The organism is Pseudomonas sp., assembly GCF_017744435.1.
Classification (GTDB): Bacteria; Pseudomonadota; Gammaproteobacteria; order Pseudomonadales; family Pseudomonadaceae; genus Aquipseudomonas.
The window spans coordinates 19,947-44,480 of the sequence record NZ_JAGIBG010000037.1 but is presented as its reverse complement, the minus strand read 5'-3'; the positions used below and the strand labels follow the sequence as shown (position 1 = coordinate 44,480).

General features: G+C 63.3%; 20 protein-coding genes and 2 pseudogenes. 16 read left to right on the top strand and 6 right to left on the bottom strand.

Annotation, left to right across the window (positions count from 1 at the left end):
* Positions 1-17: 17 nt before the first annotated feature.
* Positions 18-881: a translation elongation factor Ts gene (gene tsf, locus J7573_RS21815; RefSeq protein ID WP_060512638.1), complete on the bottom strand. Its 864-nt coding sequence runs from the start codon at positions 879-881 to the stop codon at positions 18-20.
* Positions 882-1,065: 184 nt separating this feature from the next.
* Positions 1,066-1,803 carry a 30S ribosomal protein S2 gene (gene rpsB / locus J7573_RS21810; protein ID WP_027920037.1) on the bottom strand — a complete coding sequence of 246 codons (738 nt, stop codon included), beginning with the start codon at positions 1,801-1,803 and terminating at the stop codon, positions 1,066-1,068.
* Between the two features lie 346 nt (positions 1,804-2,149).
* Between rpsB and map the strand changes: the two genes are divergently transcribed.
* From map to dapC, 3 genes are read left to right on the top strand one after another with little or no spacing between them, the layout of a single operon-like run.
* Positions 2,150-2,932, top strand: a complete 783-nt coding sequence (gene map / locus J7573_RS21805; protein ID WP_025337973.1) for a type I methionyl aminopeptidase — start codon at positions 2,150-2,152, stop codon at positions 2,930-2,932.
* Between the two features lie 38 nt (positions 2,933-2,970).
* Positions 2,971-5,673 carry a [protein-PII] uridylyltransferase gene (locus J7573_RS21800; RefSeq protein WP_294340264.1) on the top strand — a complete coding sequence of 901 codons (2,703 nt, stop codon included), beginning with the start codon at positions 2,971-2,973 and terminating at the stop codon, positions 5,671-5,673.
* A 30-nt stretch (positions 5,674-5,703) separates the two neighbouring features.
* Positions 5,704-6,900 carry a succinyldiaminopimelate transaminase gene (gene dapC, locus J7573_RS21795; protein WP_294340262.1) on the top strand — a complete coding sequence of 399 codons (1,197 nt, stop codon included), beginning with the start codon at positions 5,704-5,706 and terminating at the stop codon, positions 6,898-6,900.
* A 122-nt stretch (positions 6,901-7,022) separates the two neighbouring features.
* Here dapC and J7573_RS21790 read toward each other — a convergent pair whose 3' ends face one another.
* Positions 7,023-8,669 (bottom strand): Na+/H+ antiporter, encoded by a 1,647-nt coding sequence (locus J7573_RS21790; RefSeq protein ID WP_294340261.1) that lies wholly within the window; start codon positions 8,667-8,669, stop codon positions 7,023-7,025.
* Between the two features lie 411 nt (positions 8,670-9,080).
* Here J7573_RS21790 and J7573_RS21785 point away from each other — a divergent pair.
* Positions 9,081-9,260 (top strand): annotated as a pseudogene (locus J7573_RS21785) (transposase); the annotation flags it as partial.
* 138 nt (positions 9,261-9,398) lie between these two features.
* Here the strand turns inward: J7573_RS21785 and J7573_RS21780 are convergent.
* Positions 9,399-10,235 carry a hypothetical protein gene (locus J7573_RS21780; protein WP_294340259.1) on the bottom strand — a complete coding sequence of 279 codons (837 nt, stop codon included), beginning with the start codon at positions 10,233-10,235 and terminating at the stop codon, positions 9,399-9,401.
* A 386-nt stretch (positions 10,236-10,621) separates the two neighbouring features.
* Here J7573_RS21780 and J7573_RS21775 point away from each other — a divergent pair.
* From J7573_RS21775 to J7573_RS21755, 5 genes and pseudogenes are all read left to right on the top strand, one after another.
* Positions 10,622-10,774, top strand: a pseudogene (locus tag J7573_RS21775) (reverse transcriptase); the annotation flags it as partial.
* Positions 10,775-11,034: 260 nt separating this feature from the next.
* Positions 11,035-11,382 (top strand): ArsC family reductase, encoded by a 348-nt coding sequence (locus J7573_RS21770; RefSeq protein ID WP_163986014.1) that lies wholly within the window; start codon positions 11,035-11,037, stop codon positions 11,380-11,382.
* A 31-nt stretch (positions 11,383-11,413) separates the two neighbouring features.
* A complete protein-coding gene (gene dapD / locus J7573_RS21765) occupies positions 11,414-12,448 on the top strand; it encodes a 2,3,4,5-tetrahydropyridine-2,6-dicarboxylate N-succinyltransferase (protein ID WP_294340257.1) in 1,035 nt (344 codons plus the stop codon).
* A gap of 81 nt (positions 12,449-12,529) precedes the next feature.
* Entirely contained in the window at positions 12,530-13,735 is a 1,206-nt protein-coding gene (locus tag J7573_RS21760; protein ID WP_294340256.1) for a cysteine desulfurase, read from the top strand.
* On the top strand, positions 13,732-14,139 hold the full coding sequence (locus J7573_RS21755) for a SufE family protein (protein WP_294340254.1): 408 nt from the start codon (positions 13,732-13,734) through the stop codon (positions 14,137-14,139). The genes J7573_RS21760 and J7573_RS21755 overlap by 4 nt, the downstream gene beginning before the upstream one ends.
* A gap of 114 nt (positions 14,140-14,253) precedes the next feature.
* On the opposite strand, the gene tcdA is transcribed toward J7573_RS21755, so the two are convergent.
* The gene (tcdA, locus tag J7573_RS21750) at positions 14,254-15,063 is read right to left on the bottom strand and encodes a tRNA cyclic N6-threonylcarbamoyladenosine(37) synthase TcdA (protein WP_294340253.1); all 810 of its coding nucleotides are present in this window, start codon (positions 15,061-15,063) and stop codon (positions 14,254-14,256) included.
* Between the two features lie 132 nt (positions 15,064-15,195).
* Here tcdA and J7573_RS21745 point away from each other — a divergent pair, with 132 nt between their 5' ends.
* The 4 genes from J7573_RS21745 (at position 15,196) to J7573_RS21730 (ending at position 20,242) form a co-directional block, all read left to right on the top strand.
* Positions 15,196-17,787, top strand: a complete 2,592-nt coding sequence (locus J7573_RS21745; RefSeq protein WP_294340252.1) for a glycosyltransferase — start codon at positions 15,196-15,198, stop codon at positions 17,785-17,787.
* 96 nt (positions 17,788-17,883) lie between these two features.
* Entirely contained in the window at positions 17,884-19,035 is a 1,152-nt protein-coding gene (dapE, locus tag J7573_RS21740; RefSeq protein WP_294340250.1) for a succinyl-diaminopimelate desuccinylase, read from the top strand.
* Positions 19,035-19,847, top strand: coding sequence for a putative RNA methyltransferase (locus J7573_RS21735; RefSeq protein ID WP_294340249.1), 813 nt, complete (start codon positions 19,035-19,037; stop codon positions 19,845-19,847). The genes dapE and J7573_RS21735 overlap by 1 nt, the downstream gene beginning before the upstream one ends.
* 17 nt (positions 19,848-19,864) lie before the next feature.
* On the top strand, positions 19,865-20,242 hold the full coding sequence (locus tag J7573_RS21730) for a hypothetical protein (RefSeq protein ID WP_085673285.1): 378 nt from the start codon (positions 19,865-19,867) through the stop codon (positions 20,240-20,242).
* 64 nt (positions 20,243-20,306) lie between these two features.
* On the opposite strand, the gene J7573_RS21725 is transcribed toward J7573_RS21730, so the two are convergent.
* On the bottom strand, positions 20,307-20,516 hold the full coding sequence (locus J7573_RS21725; protein WP_003252255.1) for a cold-shock protein: 210 nt from the start codon (positions 20,514-20,516) through the stop codon (positions 20,307-20,309).
* Between the two features lie 231 nt (positions 20,517-20,747).
* Between J7573_RS21725 and plsB the strand changes: the two genes are divergently transcribed.
* The 3 genes from plsB (at position 20,748) to J7573_RS21710 (ending at position 24,430) form a co-directional block, all read left to right on the top strand.
* Positions 20,748-23,234: a glycerol-3-phosphate 1-O-acyltransferase PlsB gene (gene plsB / locus J7573_RS21720; protein WP_294340222.1), complete on the top strand. Its 2,487-nt coding sequence runs from the start codon at positions 20,748-20,750 to the stop codon at positions 23,232-23,234.
* 78 nt (positions 23,235-23,312) lie between these two features.
* Positions 23,313-23,711, top strand: coding sequence for a YbaY family lipoprotein (locus tag J7573_RS21715; protein ID WP_294340221.1), 399 nt, complete (start codon positions 23,313-23,315; stop codon positions 23,709-23,711).
* Between the two features lie 32 nt (positions 23,712-23,743).
* Complete coding sequence (locus J7573_RS21710) at positions 23,744-24,430, top strand: DUF4197 domain-containing protein (RefSeq protein ID WP_294340219.1); 687 nt, start codon at positions 23,744-23,746, stop codon at positions 24,428-24,430.
* The last annotated feature ends 104 nt before the right edge of the window (positions 24,431-24,534 follow it).

Here is a 24,534-nt window from a genome sequence, read left to right as displayed (position 1 = left end):
CGACAGACGGGGCTGTCTTACTGCTTGGCAGCAGCTACCTGAGCGGCAACTTCAGCAGCGAAGTCGTCAACTGGCTTCTCGATGCCTTCGCCAACCTTGAAGTAGGTGAAGGAAACGATTTCAGCGCCGGCTTTCTTGGCCAGCTCGCCAACTTTGACTTCCGGGTTCATGACGAAGGCTTGCTCTTTCAGCGAGGCTTCGGCTTTGAACTTGGTGATACGACCGTTGATCATGTTCTCAACGATGTTTTCCGGCTTGCCGGCGATCTTGTCAGCGTTCAGCTGCAGGAAGACGCCCTTCTCGCGCTCGATGGCCTCGGCGGAGATTTCCGACGAATCCAGGAACTCTGGGTTCGAAGCGGCAACGTGCATGGCGATGTTCTTGGCCAGCTCGACGTCGCCGCCTTTCAGGACAACGACAGCACCGATCTTGTTGCCGTGCAGGTAGGCGCCGACAACGTCACCTTCAACGCGCACCAGGCGACGGATGTTGACGTTTTCGCCGCACTTGGCAACCAGGGCTTCACGAGCGGACTCGCGCGAGGCGATCAGCGGAGCAGCGTCGGTCAGCTTCTGGGCGAAGGCTTCTTCCAGGCTTTCGGCCACGAAGTTCTTGAAGTCGTCTTGCAGAGCCAGGAAGTCGGTCTGCGAGTTCACTTCCAGCAGGACGGCGGCTTTGCCGTCGGTCTTGACGGCGATAGCGCCTTCAGCAGCGACGTTGCCAGCCTTTTTGGCGGCCTTGATGGCGCCCGAGGCACGCATGTCGTCAATGGCTTTCTCGATGTCGCCGCCGGCCTTTTCCAGGGCCTTCTTGCAATCCATCATGCCTTCGCCGGTACGCTCGCGCAGTTCTTTGACCAGCGCCGCAGTAATTGCTGCCATTTCAAAATCCTCTTGGAAAGTTTTTCAACCATTCCACCCGCTCGACGCGGGCGTTAAATTCTGCAAATCGCTGCCTTTATATCAGCTCGCCCATCATGCGGGGCCGTTGCTGACAGCAGGATTTCAAGGTGGCAAAAAGGGGGCAGAGCCCCCTTTTCGCGTGCCAAGTAGACGCTAGCGCCTATTACTCAGCAGCAGGTGCAGCCGCTTCTTCAGCGTAGACTTCAGTGCCGCCGGCAACGTTGTTGCGGCCGCGGATGACGGCGTCAGCCATCGAAGTCATGTACAGCTCGATAGCGCGGATGGCGTCATCGTTACCTGGGATAACGAAGTCAACGCCTTCTGGGCTGCTGTTGGTATCGACAACGCCGATAACCGGGATGCCCAGCTTGTTGGCTTCGGTGATAGCAATGCGCTCGTGGTCAACGTCGATCACGAACAGGGCATCAGGCAGGCCGCCCATGTCCTTGATACCACCCAGGCTGCGGTCCAGTTTTTCCAGATCGCGCGAACGCATCAGGGCTTCTTTCTTGGTCAGCTTGGCGAAGGTGCCATCTTCGGCCTGGGTTTCCAGGTCGCGCAGACGCTTGATCGAAGCACGGATGGTTTTGTAGTTGGTCAGCATGCCGCCCAACCAACGGTGGTCAACGTATGGCGAACCTGCGCGAGCAGCTTGCTCGGCAACGATCTTGCCGGCGGAACGCTTGGTGCCGACGAACAGGATCTTGTTCTTGCCCTGGGCCAGGCGCTCTACGAACGACAGAGCGTCGTTGAACATTGGCAGGGTTTTTTCCAGGTTGATGATGTGGATCTTGTTACGCGCGCCGAAAATGTACTTGCCCATTTTCGGGTTCCAGTAACGGGTCTGGTGGCCGAAGTGCACACCAGCCTTCAGCATATCGCGCATGTTGACTTGGGACATGATAGTTCCTTGATAAGTCGGGTTGGGCCTCCACGTATCCCAATGACCAACCCGCGCTTCCGGAGAATCGGGGCACCCAGGTCATCGTGTCGACACGTGTGTGGGTTTAGTGCTGACGGGGTCGTCCCCGAAAGCGGCGCATTTTATACCACAGACCGCGAGCGAACGGAACCCGGTTCAGGTTGCGTCCGTCAGCAGTTTTTGCAGCACCCTGGCAAACAGGCCAGAATGCCTCCTATAGACAGCAGCATGGCCGCCTTTATCCCGACAGAATGCCGCCCTGCTCTGCTAGAATCCGGCCTTTCCCGTTTGTTCGCGCCGCGTGCGGCGCCGTAGAGAGCCTGTAATGACCGTCACCATCAAGACTGCAGAAGACATCGAGAAGATGCGCATCGCCGGCCGCCTGGCCGCCGATGTGCTGGAAATGATCGAAGAACACGTCAAGCCCGGTGTCACCACCGAAGAGCTCGACCGCCTGTGCCACGACTACATCGTCAACGTTCAGCAGGCCATCCCGGCGCCCCTCAACTACAAGGGCTACCCGAAGTCGATCTGCACCTCGATCAACCATGTAGTCTGCCACGGCATCCCCAACGACAAGCCGCTCAAGGACGGTGACACGCTCAACATCGATGTCACCGTGATCAAGGATGGCTACCACGGCGACACCAGCCGCATGTTCCACGTCGGTACCGTACCGGTCTGGGCCGAGCGCCTGTCCAAGGTCACCCAGGAATGCATGTACAAGGCCATCGAGCTGGTCAAACCGGGCTGCCGCCTGGGCGACATCGGTGAAGTGATCCAGAAGCACGCCGAGAAGAACGGCTTCTCCGTGGTGCGCGAGTTCTGCGGCCATGGCATCGGCAAGGTGTTCCATGAGGAGCCGCAGATCCTCCACTACGGCCGTGCCGGCACCGGCATGGAGCTCAAGGAAGGCATGACCTTCACCATCGAGCCGATGATCAACCAGGGCAAGGCCGACACCAAGGTGCTGGGCGACGGCTGGACCGCCATCACCAAGGACCGCAAGCTCTCGGCCCAGTGGGAGCACACCCTGGTGGTGACAGCGACCGGCTACGAGATCTTCACCCTGCGCAAGGACGACACCATCCCGCGCACCTCGGCCTGATTGCACCCAAGGCAACCTCCAGACAGGAACGCGACGCGATGCCCCAGGTGGATCCCGAGCTGTTCGACCGCGGCCAGTTCCAGGCGGAACTGGCCCTCAAGGCGAGCCCCATCGCCGCCTTCAAGAAAGCCATCCGCCAGGCCGGCGAGGTGCTCGACAAGCGTTTTCGCACAGGCTGCGAAATCCGCCCGCTGATCGAAGCCCGCGCCTGGCTCGTCGACAACATCCTGCAGCAGGCCTGGAACCAGTTCGACTGGGGCGACCCGAGCGGTATCGCCCTGGTGGCGGTTGGCGGCTATGGCCGCGGTGAACTGCACCCGCATTCGGACATCGACCTGTTGATCCTGCTCGGCGCCGCCGAGCATGAGCAGTACCGCGAGGCCATCGAGCGCTTCCTCACCCTGCTCTGGGACATCGGCCTGGAGGTCGGCCAGAGCGTGCGCACCGTCGGCGAATGCGCCGAACAGGCCCGCGCCGACCTGACGGTAATCACCAACCTGATGGAAAGCCGCACCATTGCCGGCCCAGAAGACCTGCGCCAACGCATGCTCGAGGTGACCAGCACCACCTACATGTGGCCAAGCAAGGAGTTCTTCCTGGCCAAGCGCGCCGAACTCAAGGCCCGCCACCACAAGTACAACGACACCGAGTACAACCTCGAGCCCAACGTCAAAGGCTCGCCCGGTGGCCTGCGCGACATCCAGACGGTGCTCTGGGTGGCCCGCCGCCAGTACGGCACGCTGAACCTGCACGCCCTGGCCGGCGAAGGCTTCCTTTTGGAAAGCGAGAACGAACTGCTGGCCTCGTCCCAGGACTTCCTGTGGAAAGTGCGCTACGCCCTGCACATGCTCGCCGGCCGCGCCGAAGACCGCCTGCTGTTCGACCACCAGCGCAGCATCGCAGCACTGCTCGGCTACAGCGATGAAAACCCCAAGCGCGCCATCGAGCAGTTCATGCAGCAGTACTACCGGGTGGTGATGAGCATCAGCCAGTTGTGCGACCTGATCATCCAGCACTTCGAGGAAGTCATCCTCGCCGATGACGACAGCGGCGCCACGCAGCCTTTGAATGCACGCTTCCGGTTGCACGACGGCTACATCGAGGCGGTCAGCCCGAACGTGTTCAAGCGCACCCCGTTCGCCATGCTGGAGATCTTCGTGCTGATGGCCCAGCACCCGGAGATCAAGGGCGTGCGCGCCGACACCGTGCGCCTGCTGCGCGAACACCGGCACTTGATCGACGACACCTTCCGCAACGATATCCGCAACACCAGCCTGTTCATCGAGCTGTTCAAGTGCGAAATCGGCATCCACCGCAACCTGCGGCGGATGAACCGCTACGGCATCCTCGGCCGCTACCTGCCGGAATTCGGCCTGATCGTCGGGCAGATGCAACACGACCTGTTCCACATCTACACGGTCGATGCGCACACCCTCAACCTCATCAAGCACCTGCGCAAGCTGCAGTACACACCGGTGTCCGAGAAATTCCCGCTGGCCAGCAAGCTCATGGGCCGCCTGCCCAAGCCTGAGCTGATTTACCTGGCCGGCCTGTACCATGACATCGGCAAGGGTCGCCAGGGCGATCACTCCGAGATCGGCGCGGTGGATGCGCAGAAGTTCTGCGAACGCCACCAGTTGCCGGCCTGGGACAGTCGGCTGATCGTCTGGCTGGTGCAAAACCACCTGGTGATGTCGACCACCGCCCAGCGCAAGGACCTGTCCGACCCGCAGGTAATCAACGACTTCGCCCTGCACGTGGGCGACGAGACGCGCCTGGACTACCTCTATGTGCTGACCGTGGCCGACATCAACGCCACCAACCCCAGCCTGTGGAACTCGTGGCGCGCCAGCCTGCTGCGCCAGCTCTACACCGAGACCAAGCGCGCCCTGCGCCGCGGCCTGGAAAACCCGCTGGACCGCGAGGAACAGATCCGCCAGACCCAGTCGGCCGCGCTGGACATCCTCGTGCGCGAGGGCACCGACCCGGACGATGTCGAGCAGCTGTGGTCGCAGCTGGGCGATGACTACTTCCTCAAGCACAACGCTGCCGACGTGGCCTGGCACAGCGACGCCATCCTCCAGCAGCCGGCCGATGGCGGGCCACTGGTGCTGATCAAGGAAACCACCCAGCGCGAATTCGAGGGCGGCACGCAAATCTTCATCTACGCACCCGACCAGCACGACTTCTTCGCCGTGACCGTGGCCGCCATGTCGCAGTTGAACCTGAACATCCATGATGCGCGGATCATCACCTCGAGCAGCCAGTTCACCCTCGACACCTACATCGTGCTCGACAACGATGGCGGCTCGATCGGCGACAACCCGCAGCGGGTCAAGCAGATCCGCGACGGCCTGACCGAAGCACTGCGCAACCCCGAGGACTACCCGACCATCATCCAGCGCCGGGTGCCGCGCCAGCTCAAGCACTTCAACTTCCCGCCGCAGGTCACCATCCTCAACGATGCCCAGCGCCCGGTGACCATCCTCGAGATCACCGCACCGGACCGCCCCGGCCTGCTGGCCCGGATCGGGCGGATCTTCCTGGAGTTCGACCTGTCGCTGCAGAACGCCAAGATCGCCACCCTCGGCGAGCGGGTGGAAGACGTGTTCTTCATCACCGATGCCGACAACCAGCCGCTGTCCGACCCGCAGCTGTGCAGCCGCCTGCAGGAGGCCATCGTGCAGCAGCTGCAGGCCGGCCAGGCCAGCGATGCCAGCCCGACCCGCGTGACTTTTTAACGATTAGACGATTGACGAGACCTTGCGCCGATGAACCATGCCTTGACCCAGCTTCAGCCCTACCCGTTCGAGAAACTGCGCGCCCTGCTGGGCACCGTGAAGCCTGCGGCGGACAAACGCGCCATCGCCCTGTCGATCGGTGAGCCAAAGCACGAATCGCCGGCGTTCGTCGCCCAGGCCATGGCCGACAACCTCGACAAGCTGGCCGTGTACCCAAGCACCCTCGGCCTGCCGGCCCTGCGCCAGGCCATCGGCCAGTGGTGCGAGCGCCGTTTCGGCGTGCCGGCCGGCTGGCTGGACGCTGACCGCCACATTCTGCCGGTCAATGGCACCCGCGAGGCGCTGTTCGCCTTCACCCAGGCCGTGGTCAACCGCGCCGATGACGGCCTGGTGGTCAGCCCCAACCCGTTCTACCAGATCTACGAAGGCGCAGCCCTGCTGGCCGGTGCCACCCCGCATTACCTGCCCTGCCTGGAAGACAACGGTTTCAACCCGGACTTCGACGCCGTGCCGGTCGAGGTATGGAAGCGCTGCCAGATCCTGTTCCTGTGCTCGCCAGGCAACCCCACCGGCGCCCTGGTGCCGATGGACACCCTGAAGAAGCTGATTGCCCTGGCCGACGAGCACGACTTCGTGATCGCCGCCGACGAGTGCTACAGCGAGCTGTACTTCGACGAAGATGCGCCGCCACCGGGCCTGCTGAGCGCTTGCGCCGAACTGGGCCGTAGCGACTTCAAGCGCTGTGTGGTGTTCCACAGCCTGTCCAAGCGTTCCAACCTGCCAGGCTTGCGTTCGGGCTTTGTTGCCGGCGACGCCGAAATCATCAAGCCGTTCCTGCTGTACCGCACCTACCACGGCTGCGCCATGCCGGTACAGACCCAGCTCGCCAGCATCGCCGCCTGGCAGGACGAGGCGCATGTACGCGAGAACCGTGATCAATACCGTGCCAAGTACGATGCCGTGCTCGACATCCTGCAGCCGGTGCTCGACGTGCAGCGTCCGGATGGCAGCTTCTACCTGTGGGCCAAGGTGCCGGGTGGTGATGCCGAGTTCACCCGCGACCTGTTCGAGGCCCAGCATGTGACCGTGGTGCCGGGGTCGTATCTGTCACGTGAAGTCGACGGTGTGAACCCAGGGGCCGGCCGCGTACGCATGGCACTGGTTGCACCGCTGGCCGAGTGCATCGAGGCGGCCGAGCGGATTCGCGCCTTCCTGCAAAACCGCTGATTGGCCCGGGGGCGCTTTGCGCCCCATTCGCGGGTAAACCCGCTCCCTCCGGTACAGCGCCAGCCGCGAATGCGGTGCAAACTTGTGGGAGCGGGTTTACCCGCGAATGGCCCTCAACAGGTCTACCTGACCTGCCCCAGGTTCGCCTCACTCAAATCCAGCTCACCCAGCACCTGCCTGACCACCTCATCGCCCACCAGATGCTGGCGATGCAGGTTGTACAGCTCCAGCCGCTGCGCCCGCAGCGCCCGCAAGCGCAAGCGCCGCTCCAGCAAGTCCATCTGTTCGGCCAATGCCCGTGCCTCGGCCGTGTCGTTGTAGCTGTCCAGCTCATCCCGGTATTCAGCCATCAACCGTGCTTTCAGCTCGGTGGCCAAGGTCGCCTGTGTCGCATCCTGAGGCGCACTGGCATCGATCACTTCTTCTGCCTCCAGCGCATGGATCGCCGCCTCCACCGTACGCCTCCAGGCGTCCTGCACTTCCTGATGCAGGCGCTCGTCAGGACTTTTGACGATGCCGCGCAGCAGGAATGGCAAGGCAATACAGGCACTGATCAATGACAGCAGGATGACACCGGCCGCGATGAATATCAGCAGGTCGCGTTCAGGGAAGGCCTGGCCTGCGCCAATCAACAAGGGTACTGACATCACGCCGGCCAGGGTGACCGCTCCGCGCACTCCTCCCAGGGTCAGCAGCCAGCACGAGCGCGCCGTGGGCATCAGCACCAGCGCTGGCTTGCCACGCCAGCGCCGCACCACGCCAATGGCCCGCCAGATGCTCTGCACCCAGACAAACCGCAACAGGATCAGCGCAGCGAAGATCGCCAGCACATCGAGGCAACGCCAGGCCAGGGTCGGCCAGACCGTCGATTCATGGCTGACCACGGCCTTGATGATGTCCGGCAACTGCAGGCCCAGCAGCAAGAAGATAAGCCCGTTGAAGGCGAACTCCAGCAACGACCAGACACTGCGGTTAAGCAGGCGCGTGCTGGTCTGGCGCGGCAACAGGTCGAGCCAGCTCTGCATCATGCCAGCGGCCACCGCCGAGAGGATGCCCGATACACCCAGGCGCTCGGCCAGTACATAGGCGGCGAACGGCAACAGCAGCATGAAGACCACGTGGGTGGCCGGGTCATCCCAGCCACGGGCGATCATCCAGGCGCGCAGGCGACCGATCAGCCAGCTCAAGGCTACCCCCACCGCCAGGCCGCCGAGGGCGACCAGCACGAAGCTGAAGCTGGCATCGGCCAGCGAAAACGCCCCGGTAATCGCGGCGGCCAGGGCGAACTTGAAGGTCACCAGGCCCGAGGCATCATTCATCAATGCCTCGCCCTGCAGCATGTGCATCAGCGGGGTCGGCAGGCGATCCTGGGTGATGGCCGACACCGCCACGGCGTCGGTGGGCGACAGCACCGCGGCCAGGGCGAAGGCCACCGGCAGCGGAATGCTCGGCAGCAGCCAGTGGATGAAGTAACCGGCACCGACCACGGTGAACAGCACCAGCCCCACGGCCAGCGCCACTACCGGGCCACGGATGCGCCACAACTCACGCTTGGGAATGCGCCAGCCATCGGCGAACAGCAATGGCGGCAGGAACAGGAACAGGAACAATTCGGGGTCCAGGGCCACATGCAGGCCCAAGGTCGGCCAGGCCAGCAACGCGCCGGCGGCGATCTGCACCAAGGGCAACGGCAACGGGATCATGCGCCCGACCAGTTTCGACACGCTTACCAGCGTCAGCAGAATGAGGACGGTGTAGGCGGACTGCATCCGTGAAGGCTTCCTTTGTGAACCAAAAACGACAGCGGGGGCGAGAGATCGCCATTGAAACAATATGTTAGCGGGGTCTGGTGAAACGAGACCGCTGCACGATAGTCGCAGGTGACGGATGAATATGTAACACGATGATACCCAGCTATCGTTACCGATGCTCACTCGCAACCTGCGGGCTTGTAATACTGTTGCCTGGCCGCACAATCAGCCTAAACGAGTAACGTTAGGCATTCAGGACCTGCTCGCCAAGGCTCAGGCCAACATCACAGACTGACCGTAAGCCCACTGATCCGGCTGCCAGCTAAGTTGATCACTGCGGTAGCTTCAGCCTTCGACGGCGCAACCACTCTGGCAAGGTGAGAGAACACTGGGATAGGCACGCCGATTGGCTGGAAGACCCCCACAGCCCAGAAGGCGCTGGCCGAGCGAATCAACGGAATCCTCAAGATGGAGCTGCTGTTGAGCAACCCTGAAGATCTTGAGCAAGCGAGGCAGATGGTTGACGAGGCAGTGCAGATCTACAACACAGAACGGCCCCATATGGCCCTGAAAAACAAAACGCCCGATGCAGTGCATCGGGCGCTTTGAGTCCTGCGGCCTACCCGAACAGGTGTAAACCTCTTTCAGGACTCGCCACATTCCTCAACACGCGCAGGAATCACAGGATCGAATAATAGCCGGCCAAGCGGCCTTTGATGTCAAGCGTCAATGTGAAGAGGCCGGAAATCAGTTGGCCATCTTGCAGTCTTCAAAAATTGGCGTTTCGGCGATGTTCCCTCGCCCCGTACAATTCAGTTGGACTGTCGATCCCTTCTTGACCGTTGCCACAACCAGCGCATCTGACTTGGCGAACTTGAACTGCGGGCCATAGCCTGGGTTTGTTCCAACCATCTCCAAATAAGGGTAACCCAGGAAATCAGTGTTGATATCCGTTACCTCGCCGCTCACCTCTACTCGCTTCCCCTTGAACCTCATGTCCGCTTTAGCGGTGTCCTCTTCATAGCTGGCAGCAATCTGAACGGAATGATAGGTACTCAAGATCTTGCAATTGTCGAACATTGGCGTTTCGGCGACTTCGCCTTGCCCCGTGCAAATCACATGGACTGTCAATCCCTTCTTCACCGCCGCCACGACCTGGGCATCTGACTTGGCGAATTTGAACTGCGGACCAACGTCTGTGTTTGTTCCGGCCATTTCCAAATAAGGGTAACCCAGGAAATCAGTGCTGACATCCGTTACCTTACCGCTCACCTTCACTCGCTGCTCCTTGAACTTCATGTCCGCTGCAACGGTGTTCTCGTCATAGCTGGCCGCAATTTGAGAAGAGAGATAGGTCTTCAGGGGCCCGGCAGGTGCCTCAATGTTCGCAGCTGAAATCGTTCGGTAGGCCGCCGAAGCCAAGATGAGAAGCCCAGCAGCCAGCCACGCAAATCCCAGAATTCTAGCAAGCGTGGAATGCCCTTTTCTCAAAAGGAACCAAGAGAAAATGAGAGGAATAAAGAAAACGCCAAGCCCCAAGAGAAATTTAACACCTCGCTTTCGTTGTACAACCACACCACTCATATCGCTCTCCATGGCGATTAGGCAAAAAGGCTGCATTCTGAACGCTACGCCACCAAATAGCCATCACCGATAACTTGAGCATTATGGCGCCGACAACATAAGCAATCCCTCGAAGTCCAGTTCCTGTGCCGCGGCCTTCAAGGCCTCACCTATCATTTCATCCAGCATATTCTCGACGCCTTTCTTCCAGCGACGGTGCGTGCGCGCTGTCCATCCGGACCCCAGCGGTTAATGTCGTAGAACTGAGACGGCAACATGATCATGTCGCTCGAGCGCTCACTCTCTCCGCCTTTCAGCTTCGGTGCCGCGGGCCAGCCTCCAGCATGGCGTCGCCCGGATCTTGCTCGAAGGCCTTGGCCAACCACACCGGCCCCGCTATCGAGCGCAGCTTCATAGCGGACAGCTGCGCCTGTATCCCAGGTCGCGGCATTCTGTACGCCGGTAAGCGGATGCAAGCGCAGATCCGCAGTCAGACGTAGAACTGGTCGCGCTTGGGCTTCTACCTCAAATGCGACCTGACCAGCTTCTTTGTATCGATCGGGACAGGGCAGCAGAGAAACTCGGCCTCGACCAGGGCGCCAACCCGCCGACGTTCCACCGACAGCGTCGCTGCCAGCGCGCCTGCACGAGGATGAGGGGCGAGACGCGCAGCGACTATTGGATCACCGCTCGGCCAAGATGACCGATCTAAACCGCGACAGCCGTGGCGCTGAGTAGATCGATGTCGCATAATCCTGCGACTAATTTTAGGGAGATATTGGGGAGGTTTTGGGGAGGAATCCCAGCCCCTTTAAATTCAATGACTTACACTCTTTACGGCATCAAAGCCTGTGACACCATGAAAAAGGCGCGTACCTGGCTCGAAGACAAAGCCATCGCCTACGAATTCCACGACTACAAGACCCAAGGCATCGACCGCGACAGCCTGAACCGCTGGTGCGACGAACACGGCTGGGAAGTCATCCTCAACCGTGCCGGCACCACCTTCCGCAAGCTCGACGACGCCAGCAAGGCCGACCTCGACCAGGCCAAGGCCGTCGAACTGATGCACGCCCAACCGTCGATGATCAAGCGCCCGGTGCTCGACCTTGGCGAGCGCACCCTGGTCGGTTTCAAGCCAGACCTGTACGCCGCCGCGCTGGCCTGAGCCCCTACCCTATTTCGCACGAGGTAATCACATGTCCAATACCCTGTTCAGCCTGGCCTTCGGTGTCGGCTCCCAGAACCGCCAGGGCACCTGGCTGGAAGTGTTCTACGCACAACCCCTGCTCAACCCGAGCGCCGAGCTGGTTGCCGCAGTAGCGCCGATCCTCGGCTACGAAGGTGGCAACCAGGCCATCGCCTTCACCACCGCCCAGGCTGCCCAGCTGGCTGAAGCCCTGAAAGGCGTCGACGCCGCCCAGGCTGCCCTGCTTACCCGCCTGGCCGAAAGCCACAAGCCGCTGGTCGCCACCCTGCTGGCCGAAGATGCCGCGCTGACTTCGACCCCAGAGGCCTACCTCAAGCTGCACCTGCTGTCGCACCGCCTGGTCAAGCCGCACGGCCTGAGCCTGGCGGGCATCTTCCCGCTGCTGCCGAACGTGGCCTGGACCAACCAGGGCGCCGTCGACCTGAGCGAACTGGCGGAACTGCAACTGGAAGCGCGCCTGAAGGGCGAGCTGCTGGAAGTGTTCTCGGTGGACAAGTTCCCGAAAATGACCGACTACGTGGTCCCGGCCGGCGTGCGTATCGCCGACACCGCCCGTGTACGCCTGGGCGCCTACATCGGCGAAGGCACCACCATCATGCACGAAGGCTTCGTCAACTTTAACGCTGGCACCGAAGGCCCAGGCATGATCGAAGGCCGCGTTTCCGCTGGCGTATTCGTCGGCAAGGGCTCGGACCTGGGCGGCGGCTGCTCGACCATGGGCACCCTTTCCGGTGGCGGCAACATCGTCATCAAGGTCGGCGAAGGCTGCCTGATCGGCGCCAACGCCGGTATCGGCATCCCGCTGGGTGACCGCAACACCGTCGAAGCCGGCCTGTACATCACCGCTGGCACCAAGGTGAACCTGCTGGACGAGAACAACGAGCTGGTGAAAGTGGTCAAGGCCCGCGACCTGGCCGGCCAGACCGACCTGCTGTTCCGCCGCAACTCGCTGAACGGCGCCGTGGAGTGCAAGACCCACAAGTCGGCCATCGAGCTGAACGAGGCGCTGCACGCCCACAACTGAGAACCCTTGGCGGTTTGAAGTGTTAAGATCGGGTCTGGCGTGCATGCGCCAGACCCGATTTTCATTCCAGGCCCCGCGAACATGTTCCAGCCCTCCCCCTGGCGCGCCGATTTCCCCGCCATCGCCGCCCTGCAACGGCAGCACCAGACCTACCTGGACAGCGCCGCCACCACCCAGAAGCCCCAGGCATTGCTCGATGCCCTGAGCCATTACTACGGCCACGGCGCCGCCAACGTGCACCGCGCCCAGCACCTGCCCGGCGCACTGGCAACCCAGGCCTTCGAGACCAGCCGCGACAAGGTGGCCGCCTGGCTCAATGCCGCAGACTCCCGGCAGATAGTCTTCACCCATGGCGCCACCTCGGCGCTGAACCTGCTGGCCTATGGCCTGGAACACCGTTTCGAAGCAGGCGACGAGATTGCCATCAGCGCCCTCGAGCACCACGCCAACCTGCTGCCGTGGCAGCAACTGGCCCGTCGCCGCGACCTGCGCCTGGTGGTATTGCCGCTGGACGAGCATGGTCGTATCGACCTGGATCAGGCATTGCAGCTGATCGGCCCGCGCACCCGTGTGCTCGCCGTCAGCCAGCTGTCCAACGTGCTCGGCACCTGGCAACCGCTGCCTGCGCTGCTGGCCCACGCCCGTGCACAGGGCGCGCTGACCGTGGTCGATGGCGCCCAGGGCGTGGTCCATGGCCGCCATGATGTGCAGCAGCTGGGCTGCGACTTCTACGTATTCTCGAGCCACAAGCTGTATGGGCCGGAAGGTGTCGGCGTGCTGTACGGTCGCACTCAGGCGCTGGAGCTGCTGCACCACTGGCAGTTCGGCGGTGAAATGGTGCAACTGGCCGACTACCAGAGCGCCAGCTTCCGTCCCGCACCGCTGGGCTTCGAGGCCGGCACGCCGCCGATCGCCGGGGTGATCGGGCTGGGCGCGACACTGGATTACCTGGCCAGCCTTGATCCCCATGCCGTTGAGGCCCACGAAACCAGTCTGCACCAGCACCTGCTGCGCGGCCTGGCCGACCGCGAGGGCGTGCGCGTCCTGGGCACACCACAAGCGGCCCTGGCCAGCTTCGTCATCGAAGGCGTACACAACGCCGACATTGCCCATATGCTGACCGAGCAAGGCATTGCCGTACGCGCCGGGCATCACTGCGCCATGCCGCTGCTCAAGGGGCTGGGACTGGAAGGGGCGATTCGGGTGTCGCTGGGGCTGTACAACGACAGTGACGACCTGCAACGGTTCTTCACGGCGCTGGACCAAGGCCTGGAGTTGCTGCGATGACGCTGCCTCAACCAGCCCGGGAAGCGCTGGAAAGCTTCGAACAGGCGCGTGGCTGGGAACAACGGGCGCGGCTGCTGATGCAGTGGGGCGATCGGCTGGAGCCGTTGAGCGAGGCGGAAAAGTCCGAGAGCAACCGGGTGCATGGCTGTGAAAGCCTGGTGTGGCTGGTGGCGGAACTGGACGAGGGGCAGTGGCACTTCAAGGCGAGCAGCGATGCGCGGTTGTTGCGCGGGCTGCTGGCGCTGCTGCTGGCGCGGGTTCAAGGGTTGGCCAGTGGGGAACTGGCCGGGCTGGACCTGCGTGAGTGGTTCACCCAGCTGGGGCTGGAGCGGCAGCTGTCGCCATCGCGCAGCAACGGGCTGCATGCGGTGTTGTTGCGGATGGCGGAATTGGCGACCACCTGATGAATCGGCGGCGCCTGCTTCGCGGGCACGCCCGCTCCCACAGGGATAGCGCCAGGCCCGAGAGCAACGCTTCACCTGTGGGAGCGGGCGTGCCCGCGAAGAAGCACATGCAATTTATTCAGGTTTGACCCGCTCTGAAGGCCGCCGCGTTCCGGCCACCAGCTTCTCGATCGCCTTGCTCGCCGCGACCATGCCGAACGTCGCGGTCACCATCATCACCGCACCAAAGCCCCCCGCGCAGTCCAGGCGCACGCCTTCACCGACAAAGCTCTTCTGCAGGCAGACACTGCCATCTCCCTTCGGATAACGCAGCTGCTCGCTGGAGAACACACACGGCACGCCATAGTTGCGGCTGGTATTGCGCGAGAAGTTGTAGTCCCGGCGCAGGGTGGAGCGCACCCGCGAGGCCAGCGGGTCGTTGAAGGTCTTGTTGAGGTCGCCGACCTGGATCTGCGTCGGGTCGATCTGCCCGCCCGCACCACCGGTGGTGACGATGGCGATCTTGCGGCGCCGGCACCAGGCGATCAGCGCCGCCTTGGCCATCACGCTGTCGATGCAGTCGATCACCGCATCCATCTCTTCGGTGATGTACTCGGCCATGGTCTCACGGGTGACGAAATCCGCCACCGCGTGGACCGTGATCGCCGGATTGATCGCCCGCAGGCGCTCGGCCATCACCTCGACCTTGGGCCGCCCGACCTGGCCTTCCAGGGCATGGGCCTGGCGGTTGGTGTTACTGACGCAGACATCGTCCAGGTCGAACAGGGTGATTTCGCCCACGCCGCTGCGCGCCAAGGCTTCGGCCGCCCACGAGCCGACCCCGCCGATGCCGACCACCGCCACATGGGCGTTGCTCAGCCGTTGCAGGCCCTCGTCGCCATACAACCGGGCGACGCCGGCAAAGCGTGGATCTTCTGTGCTCATGTTGCTACCCCGAAACTCATGCCCGAAAAACGGCGCGCATTATAGGCCAGCGGCCGCTCTGACCTCCATCGTTAGGAAACACCCTACCATTACTGCTTTAATGTCCTATCACTTGGACAGAAACGGACCACAATGTCATCTCGCAAATTCGGCCTCAACCTGGTGGTGGTCCTGGCCATCGCCGCGCTGTTCACCGGGTTCTGGGCGCTGATCAATCGCCCAGTCTCCGCACCTGCCTGGCCGGAACAGATCTCCGGCTTCTCGTACTCGCCGTTCCGCCTTGGGGAGAGCCCGCAAAAGGGCCAGTACCCCAGCGAGGACGAGATACGCCAGGACCTGGAGCAGTTGAACAAGCTCACCGACAACATCCGCATCTATACCGTCGAGGGCACTCAGGCCGAAATCCCCCGGCTGGCCGAGGAATTCGGCCTGCGGGTGACCCTGGGCATCTGGATCAGCAAGGACCTGGAGCGCAACGAGCGCGAGATCGAAAAAGGCATCGAGCTGGCCAACCACTCACGCAGCGTGGTGCGGGTGGTGGTCGGCAACGAAGCGCTGTTCCGCGAGGAAGTCACGCCCGAAGAGCTGATCCAGTACCTCGATCGGGTACGTGCCGCCGTCAAGGTACCGGTCACCACCAGCGAGCAGTGGCACATCTGGAAGGAACACCCGGAACTGGCCAAGCACGTCGACCTGATCGCCGCGCACATCTTGCCGTACTGGGAATTCGTGCCGATGAAAGACTCGGTGCAATTCGTTCTCGACCGCGCCCGTGAGCTGCGCCACCAGTTCTCGCACAAGCCGCTGCTGCTGTCGGAAGTCGGCTGGCCCAGCAACGGCCGCATGCGCGGTGGCGCCGACGCCACCCAGGCCGACCAGGCAATCTACCTGCGCACCTTGGTCAACACCCTGAACCGCCGAGGCTACAACTACTTCGTCATCGAGGCCTACGACCAGCCGTGGAAGGCCAACGACGAAGGCTCGGTGGGTGCCTACTGGGGCGTGTACAACGCCGAGCGCCAGCAGAAGTTCAACTTCGAGGGGCCGGTGGTGGCGATCCCGCAGTGGCGGGCCCTGGCGGTGGCCTCGGTGGTGCTGGCGATGATCGCCCTGGCCGTACTGCTGATCGACGGCTCGGCCCTACGCCAGCGCGGGCGCACCTTCCTGACCTTCATCACCTTCCTGTGCGGGTCGGTGCTGGTGTGGATCGCCTATGACTACAGCCAGCAATACAGTACCTGGTTCAGCCTGACGGTCGGCGTGCTGCTGGCGCTGGGTGCGCTGGGCGTGTTCATCGTGCTGATGACCGAAGCCCACGAGCTGGCCGAGGCGGTGTGGATTCACAAGCGCCGGCGCGAATTCCTGCCGGTGCAGGGCGACAGCGCCTACAGGCCGAAGGTGTCGGTGCATGTGCCGTGCTACAACGAGCCGCCAGAGATGGTCAAACAGACCCTCGACGCCCTCGCAGCGCTGGATTACCCGGACTATGAAGTCCTGGTGATCGACAACAACACCAAGGACCCGGCCGTGTGGGAGCCGCTCAAGGCCCACTGCGAGAAGCTCGGCGAGCGTTTCAAGTTCTTCCACGTCGCGCCCCTGGCCGGCTTCAAGGGCGGCGCGCTGAACTACCTGATCCCGCACACCGCCAAGGACGCCGAAGTGATCGCGGTGATCGACTCGGACTACTGCGTCGACCGCAACTGGCTCAAGCACATGGTGCCGCATTTCGCCGACCCGAAGATCGCCGTGGTGCAGTCGCCACAGGACTACCGCGACCAGCACGAAAGTGCCTTCAAGAAGCTCTGCTACAGCGAATACAAAGGCTTCTTCCACATCGGCATGGTCACCCGCAACGACCGTGACGCGATCATCCAGCACGGCACCATGACCATGACCCGGCGCAGCGTGCTGGAAGAGCTGGGCTGGGCCGAATGGTGCATCTGCGAGGACGCCGAGCTGGGCCTGCGGGTATTCGAGAAAGGCCTGTCGGCTGCCTATTCGCACAACAGCTATGGCAAGGGCCTGATGCCCGACACCTTCATCGACTTCAAGAAGCAGCGCTTCCGCTGGGCCTACGGTGCCATCCAGATCATCAAGCACCACGCCAGCGCCCTGCTGCGCGGCAAGGGTAGCGAGCTGACCCGTGGCCAGCGCTACCACTTCCTGGCCGGCTGGCTGCCGTGGGTGGCCGATGGCATGAACATCTTCTTCACCGTCGGTGCCCTGCTGTGGTCGGCGGCGATGATCATCGTGCCGCACCGGGTCGACCCGCCGCTGATGATCTTCGCCATCCCGCCGCTGGCGCTGTTCTTCTTCAAGGTCGGCAAGATCATCTTCCTCTACCGCCGCGCGGTGGGGGTGAACCTCAAGGATGCCTTTGCCGCGGCACTGGCGGGGCTGGCGTTGTCGCACACCATCGCCAAGGCGGTGCTGTACGGGTTCTTCACCAGCAGCATGCCGTTCTTCCGCACGCCGAAGAATGCCGACAGCCATGGCTTGCTGGTGGCGATTTCCGAAGCCCGGGAAGAGTTGTTCATCATGTTGATGTTGTGGGGTGCGGCGCTGGGCATCTTCCTGGTGCAGGGGCTGCCGAGTTCGGACATGCGCTTCTGGGTCGCGATGTTGCTGGTGCAGTCGTTGCCGTATGTGGCGGCACTGGTGATGGCGTTCCTGTCGTCGCTGCCCAAGCCTGCGGAGAAGGCCGCAGAGCCGCAGCAGGCTTGAGATTTTTTGGGGCGCTTTGCGCCCCATTGGCCCGACGGTTTGATATAAGATAACGCCCCTCAGATTTCCCCGCCTTGCCTTGCCCCGGAGTCCCCCATGACGGCCCCTGCCGAGCTCTCGCCTACCCTTCAACTGGCCTGCGACCTGATCCGTCGCCCCTCGGTCACCCCCGTCGATGCCGACTGCCAGGCGCAGATGATGAATCGCCTGGGCGCCGTGGGCTTCCAGCTGGAGCCGATGCGCTTCGAAGACGTCGACAACTTCTGGGCCACCCACGGTACCCAGGAAGGCCCGGTGCTGTGCTTCGCCGGCCATACCGACGTGGTCCCCACCGGCCCGGTGCAGCAGTGGCAGCACGAGCCGTTCGAGGCGCTGATCGACGCCGACGGCATGCTCTGCGGCCGTGGCGCCGCCGACATGAAAGGCAGCCTGGCGTCGATGGTGATTGCCAGCGAGCGCTTCGTGCAGGACTACCCCAACCACCGCGGCAAGGTCGCCTTCCTGATCACCAGCGACGAGGAAGGCCCGGCCCACCACGGCACCAAGGCCGTGGTCGAGCGCCTGAAGGCACGCAACGAGCGCCTGGACTGGTGCATCGTCGGCGAGCCGTCGAGCACCACCCTGCTCGGTGACGTGGTCAAGAATGGCCGTCGCGGCTCGCTTGGCGCCAAGCTGACCGTGCGCGGCAAACAAGGCCACGTGGCCTACCCGCACCTGGCGCGCAACCCGATCCACCTGGCCGCCCCGGCCCTGGCGGAACTGGCTGCCGAGCACTGGGACGAAGGCAACGCATTCTTCCCGCCGACCAGCTTCCAGATCTCCAACCTCAACTCCGGCACCGGCGCCACTAACGTGGTCCCGGGCGAGCTGACCGCGCTGTTCAACTTCCGCTTCTCCACCGAATCGACCGTCGAAGGCCTGCAGGCGCGGGTCTCGGCGATCCTCGACAAGCACGAGCTGGACTGGTCGGTCGACTGGGCGCTGTCGGGCCTGCCATTCCTCACCGAACCGGGCGACCTGCTCGACGCAGTGGCGGCCAGCATCAAGGGCGTCACCGGCCGCGAAACCCAGCCGTCGACCAGCGGCGGCACCTCCGATGGCCGCTTCATCGCCACCATGGGCACCCAGGTGGTCGAACTCGGCCCGGTCAACGCCACCATCCACCAGGTCGACGAGCGGATTCTGGCCAGCGACCTCGACCTGCTGACCGAAATCTACTACCAGACCCTGGTCCGGTTGCTCGCCTGATGCTCGCCTGCCCCCTCTGCCAGGCAGCCCTGTCGCGGCTCGACAACGGCGTGGTGTGCCCGGCCGGCCACCGCTTCGACCGCGCCCGCCAGGGTTACCTGAACCTGCTGCCGGTGCAGCACAAGAACAGCCGTGACCCAGGCGACAACCAGGCCATGGTCGAAGCCCGCCGCGACTTCCTCGACGCCGGCCACTACGCACCGGTGGCCCGCCGCCTGGCCGAGTTGGCCGCCGAGCGCCAGCCCGGCGCCTGGCTGGACATCGGTTGCGGTGAGGGTTACTACACCGCCCAGATTGCCCAGGCCCTGCCGGCCGCCGATGGCTATGCCCTGGACATTTCCCGCGAGGCGGTCAAGCGCGCCTGTCGCCGCGCGCCCGACGTCACCTGGATGGTCGCCAGCATGGCCCGCGTGCCATTGGCCGATGCCAGCTGCCAGTTCATCGCCAGCGTGTTCAGCCCACTGGACTGGGACGAGGCCAAGCGCCTGCTCAGCCCCGGTGGCGGCCTGATGCGTGTGGGCCCGACCAGCGGCCACCTGATGGAGCTGCGCGAAGTGCTCTACGATGAAGTGCGCCCCTACGCCGACGACAAGCACCTGGCCCTGGTGCCCGAGGGCATGGCCCACGCCCACAGCGAAACCCTCGAGTTCCGCCTGAGCCTGGCCGAACCCAAGGCCCGTGCCGACCTGCTGGCGATGACCCCCCACGGCTGGCGCGCCAGCGCCGAGAAACGCGCCCGGGTGATCGAGCAGCCCGAGCCGTTCGAGGTGACGGTTTCCATGCGTTATGACTATTTCGTGCGCCAGCACTGAGCACACCCGGAGCCCTTATGCGCCAACCCGATATCGAGATCTACCTGAAGGACGCCGACGTCGACCACAAGCAGATTGCCGAGTGGCTCAGCCAGGCAATCGGCCCGTGCAGCGAATGGAAGCAGAAAGGCCAGACCTTCAAATGCCAGGCCGGTAACATTCCGGTCACTTGGTTACCCAAGGCTGTAGGGAAATGGAACAGCCTCTACCTGGAAAGCGACCAGACCCCATGGGCCGATGACGTCGCCTGCGCCCGCGCCGCGTTCGCCGCGCTGAACGTCGAAGTGCGTTGCGCGCCGGGTGGCTGGGTCGAGGAAGACGGTGAAGAAGATGCCGATCGCTGGATCCGCATCAGCGCCGATGGTGAAGAGGAAATCACCTGGCGCACTAGCTGAAACCGGTTGCTTCAGGCTGCAAGTCACACGGTCAACTTGCAGCTTGAGGCTTACCACATGAGGCTCAGAGCCCGACTACGTCCTCGGCTTGCAGGCCTTTCTGGCCCTGCACACAGGCGTATTCCACCCGCTGCCCTTCGACCAGGGTACGATGCCCCTCACCGCGGATCGCCCGATAGTGGACGAAGACATCCGCACCACCTTCGCGCTGAATGAAGCCATAACCTTTGGCATCGTTGAACCACTTAACATTCCCAGTCTCACGAGACGACATCTGAACTACTCCGGATTTTTATTGTGAAGATCGCCTTGTAGACACAGGGTGTCCTCCCTATGTCGACGCCGCTTGCCGAAATATCCTGCAAGTGGCAGGCCGAGTATATGACACAGAACAAAAAAATTTCATGACCGTCGCGCTATTTGCCGAATTTTGCTGAACTTGCGCCGATACGGCAGACTAAATGGCTGTCCAACCTCTGAAATTCATACCCAGGGCACTCACCCCATGACCCGTTCCCCCCTGCGCCGCCTGATCTTCGGCGCCCTGCGTCGCCTGATGTACCTGTGGGTGCGCTCCGAGACCATCAACCAGTCGTCGCTGACCCTCAAGCTCGACCGCAGCCGCCCGGTGTTCTATGCCCTGCCCTCGCCATCGCTCACCGACCTGGCGGTGGTCGACCGTGAATGCACCAAAGCAGGGCTGCCGCGCCCGGTGCTGCCGGTGGCCGTCGGCCCGCTGCAGGAACCTGCCGCATTCTTCTACCTGACCCCGGACCCTGACTGGCTGGGCCGCCACGACAAGCGCGGCGCCCCGCCGACTCTGGAGCGCCTGGTCGCCGCCATCAGCCAGCACGCCGAGGAAGACGCCCAGATCATTCCGGTCAGTGTGTTCTGGGGGCAGACACCGGCCAGTGAAAACAGCCCGTGGAAGCTGCTGTTTGCCGACAGCTGGGCCGTGACCGGGCGCCTGCGCCGGCTGCTGACCGTACTGATCCTGGGGCGCAAGACCCGCGTGCAGTTCTCCGCGCCGATCCACCTGCGTGAACTGGTGCAGCACAACAAGGGCCACGAGCGCACCGTGCGCATGGCCCAGCGCCTGATGCGCGTGCACTTTCGCAACCTCAAGACCGCAGTGATCGGCCCGGACATCTCGCACCGGCGCAACCTGGTCAAGGGCCTGGTGCATGCACCCCTGGTCCGCCAGGCCATCGCCGAGGAAGCCCAGCGCGAAAACATGCCCGTGGCCAAGGCCGAAGCCCAGGCGCTGCGCTATGGCAACGAGATCGCCTCGGACTACACCTATACCGCAATCCGCTTCCTGGAAGTGGTGCTGAGCTGGTTCTGGAACAAGATCTACGACGGTATCAAGGTCAACCACATCGAGCAGGTGCAAGGCATCGCCCCGGGCCACGAAGTGATCTACGTGCCCTGCCACCGCAGCCACATCGACTACCTGCTGCTGTCGTACCTGCTGTTCCGCAATGGCCTGACGCCGCCGCACATCGCCGCCGGCATCAACCTCAACATGCCGGTGATCGGCGGCCTGCTGCGCCGTGGCGGCGCCTTCTTCATGCGCCGCACGTTCAAGGGCAACCCGCTGTACACGGCGGTGTTCAACGAGTACCTGCACACCCTGTTCACCAAGGGCTTCCCGGTGGAGTACTTCGTCGAAGGTGGCCGCTCGCGCACCGGGCGCATGCTGCAGCCGCGCACCGGGATGCTGGCGATCACCCTGCGCAGCTTCCTGCGCTCGTCGCGCACACCGATCGTCTTCGTGCCGGTGTACATCGGCTACGAGCGCGTGCTGGAAGGCCGTACCTACCTCGGCGAACTGCGTGGGGCGAGCAAGAAGAAGGAGTCGATCTTCGACATCTTCAAGGTCTTTGGCGCACTGAAGCAGCGCTTCGGCCAGGTGTATGTCAACTTCGGCGAGCCGATCCGCCTGGCTGGCTTCCTCGATGAGCAGCAACCCGGCTGGCGCGAGCAGGAACTGGGCCCGCAATACCGCCCGGCCTGGCTCAACGAGACCACCACCCGCCTGGGCGAGACCGTGGCCCGCCACCTGAACGAGGCGGCGGCGGTAAACCCGGTGAACCTGGTGGCCCTGGCACTGCTCTCCACCAGCCGCCTGGCGCTGGACGAACGCGCCCTGACCCGTGTGCTCGACCTGTACCTGGCCTTGCTGCGCCAGGTGCCCTACTCCGAGCACACCACCTTGCCCGACGGCGACGGCCAGGCCCTGATCGAGCACGTCCGCGGCATGGACCTGCTGGCCGAGCAGAAGGACGCCCTGGGTCGCATCCTCTACCTGGATGAAGCCAACGCGGTACTGATGACCTATTACCGCAACAACGTCCTGCACATCTTCGCCCTGCCTGCACTATTGGCGAGCTTCTTCCTCAGCAGCTCGCGGATGAGCCGCGAACTGCTCGGCCAGTACGTGCATGCGCTGTATCCGTACCTGCAGGCCGAGCTGTTCCTGCGCTGGACGCCGGAGCAGCTGGACGAGGTGATCGACCAATGGCTGGCAGCACTGGTCGAACAAGGCCTGCTGCGCCACGAGAATGGCCTGTACATGCGACCGGCACCGAGCTCACGCCAGTTCGTGCTGCTGACCCTGCTCGCCCGCACCATCACCCAGACCTTGCAGCGCTTCTACATGGCCACGTCGCTGCTGCTCAACAGCGGCCAGAACTCCCTGAGCGCCGAAGCGCTGGAAGACCTGTGCGTGATGATGGCCCAGCGCCTGTCGATCCTGCATGGCCTCAACGCCCCGGAGTTCTTCGACAAGACCCTGTTCCGCCACTTCATCCAGACCCTCATCGAGCAAGGCGTGCTGCGCCCGGATGGCAACGGCAAGCTGGGTTATCACGACAAGCTCGGCGAACTGGCCGAGGGCGTAGCCAAGCGTGTGCTGTCGGCTGAACTGCGCCTGTCGATCCGCCAGGTGGCGTTGCACCGTGAGGACTCACTGGCCACCGCGGCCATTTGAGGTCACATCTGCCGGGGAAATCCGCTAAAGTCCCTGGGGTTGGCCACAAGCCAGCTCCAAGGACACACCGGAGATTCCATGAAAAAGCTCTTTATGCTGTGTTGCGCATCCCTGCTCGCAGCCTGTTCCAGCCAAACCCCGTCCACCCAGGCCAGCCTGGATGGCGAAGTCTTCTACCTGCAGCGCATCGCCCTGCCGCCTGCCGCCACCTTGAGCGTCGAGTTGCAGGATGTCTCGCTGATGGACGCCCCCGCCGTGACCCTGGCCCGCCAGGCCGGCCCGGTCAAAGGCAACGTGCCGCTGCCATTCCACCTCACCTACGACCCGGCCCAGGTCAAGCCCGGCCACCGCTACGCGGTCAGCGCGCGGATCGAGCTGGATGGCAAGCTGCTGTTCATCAACACCGAACACCACGGCGTCGCACTTGACGGCAGCGACCAGCAGCCGGTACGGGTCAAAGTCGACCCGGTGCGCTGAGCCCGCCCCACTTCATCGATAAGGAAATACTCATGATTCGCGCCTCCCTGCGCTTCTCTACCCTGTGCGCCGGCCTGCTGCTGTCGGCCAGCGCCCTGGCCCTGTCGCTTGGCGACCTGAGCCAGTCCGACGCCACCGGCGGCCTGAAGGATGCCCTCACCCAGGGTGCGCAGATAGCCGTCAAGCAGTTGAGCACGCCAGGCGGCTTCAGCAACAACCCTGATGTGCGCATCGAACTGCCGGGCAACCTCGGCAAAGCCGCCAAGGCCATGAAGATGTTCGGCAAGGGTGACCAGGTCGACGCCCTGGAAACCAGCATGAACAAGGCCGCCGAAGCCGCGGTGCCGCAGGCCCAGGCGATTCTGGTGGATGCCGTGAAGAAGATGACCGTGACCGATGCCAAGGGCATCCTCAGCGGCGGTGACGACTCGGCCACCCAGTACCTGAACAAGAGCAGCCGCGAGCAGATCCGCGCCAAGTTCCTGCCGATCGTCAAGCAGGCCACCGACAAGGTCGGTCTCGCCCAGCAGTACAATGCCTTTGCCGGTCAGGCCAAAGGCCTGGGGCTGATCAAGGATGACGCCAACATCGAGAACTACGTGACCGAGAAGGCGCTGGATGGCCTGTTCGAGATGATTGCCAAGCAGGAAGAGAGCATTCGCCAGAACCCGGCACAGGCAGCGACCAGCCTGGCCAAGAAGGTCTTCGGCGCCCTCTGAAGGCAGTGTTGCAGCCATTCGCGGGCAAGCCCGCTCCCACAGGAACACCTCAAGCTTGAAAACTGTGGCGTCCTTGTGGGAGCGGGCTTGCCCGCGAAAGGAGG